This window comes from Streptomyces nanshensis (assembly GCF_001751255.1).
GTDB lineage: Bacteria > Actinomycetota > Actinomycetes > Streptomycetales > Streptomycetaceae > Streptomyces > Streptomyces nanshensis_A.
Window position 1 is genome coordinate 1 of the sequence record NZ_LJGW01000544.1, and the last position, 1,246, is coordinate 1,246.

Below are 1,246 nucleotides of genomic sequence, written 5' to 3' on the forward strand. Positions count from 1 at the left end.
CTCCGTCCTGACGGACTGATGCGCACAAAGAAGATCGGTGTCCCGTTGGTCTCCCGACCGTGACAGGTCAACGGGACGCGTTTTATTGGAAAGACAGACGCAGGGGGACAGAGATGAACTGCCGTAAGGCGCTGCGCGCAGTCGGCGTCGGGGTGTCGGCGGGAGCTCTGCTCCTCGGATCTGCTCCCGCAGCCTTCGCGGACGACATCCGACAGCGGCAGTGGGCACTGAACTTCTACGCGGCAGAAGACATTTGGGAACACGCCACAGGGAAAGGCGTGACCGTTGCTGTCGTCGATACCGGGGTGGACTCCGACAACCCAGACCTCAAAGGGTCGGTGCTTGCCGGAAGGGATTACACGCGAGGCAAGGGCACCGAAGACGCCGGGCGTCACGGGACTGCAATGGCCGGCTTGATCGCCGCACATGGGCACGGGCCTGGCAACGAGTCGGGCATGAAGGGGCTTGCCCCTGGAGCAAAGATCATGCCCCTCACCACAGAGATCGGCTCGGCTGACTCATCTCAGGCGTCGGCCATCCGGTACGCCGTCGACCACGGAGCCAAGGTCATCAATCTCTCCTACGACGGGCCTTCAATTCCCGGCGAAGAAGCGGCAGTTGCCTACGCTATCGCCAAGGGGGCCGTCGTCGTAGCTGCGACCGGGAACACCCCTGGCTGGCACAAGCAGTACCCTGCCGCCTATCCGGGCGTTGTTTCCGTGGGCGCACTGGGCCGGGACGGCACCGTGTGGGAAAACTCGTCTTGGGGCTCGAACACGACCCTGGTCGCCCCGGGTGAGAAGAACGTGACACCGGACAAGAAGTACGAGTCAGGTTACGGCTACACCGAAGGTACTTCAGATTCCGCGGCCTACGTATCCGCAGCGGCAGCGCTGGTGTTGGAAAAGCATCCGGACCTGACTGCTGGACAGGTGATCAATCGGCTGATCAAGTCGGCGAAGCCGCTGACGGACGCGAAGGGCAATGCGCCCAAGCTGCCCGATGAGAAGTTCGGTTACGGCGCGGTGCGTCCCTTCCGCGCCGTGACGTACGACTACCCGTCGGGCCCGAAGGCGGGACCTTTGGCGCCGCCGGAGAAGTCGTCGGACTCTGCGGCGGGTGCCGGTGGTTCGAACCCGGGGGCATCGTCCTCAGACGATGATTCATCGGGGTGGATGTTCGCTCTCGGCCCGCCGATTGTTCTGTTCGGACTGATCTTCCTGGTGCTCGTCGGTATCGCGGTTGT

1 protein-coding gene is annotated in these 1,246 nt (G+C 63.5%); it reads left to right on the top strand.

The genetic code is table 11. The features are described from left to right. Positions 1 to 113: 113 nt before the first annotated feature. The coding region (locus AN218_RS36230; RefSeq protein ID WP_141747748.1) for a S8 family serine peptidase at positions 114 to 1,246 on the top strand (1,133 nt) is incomplete at its 3' end.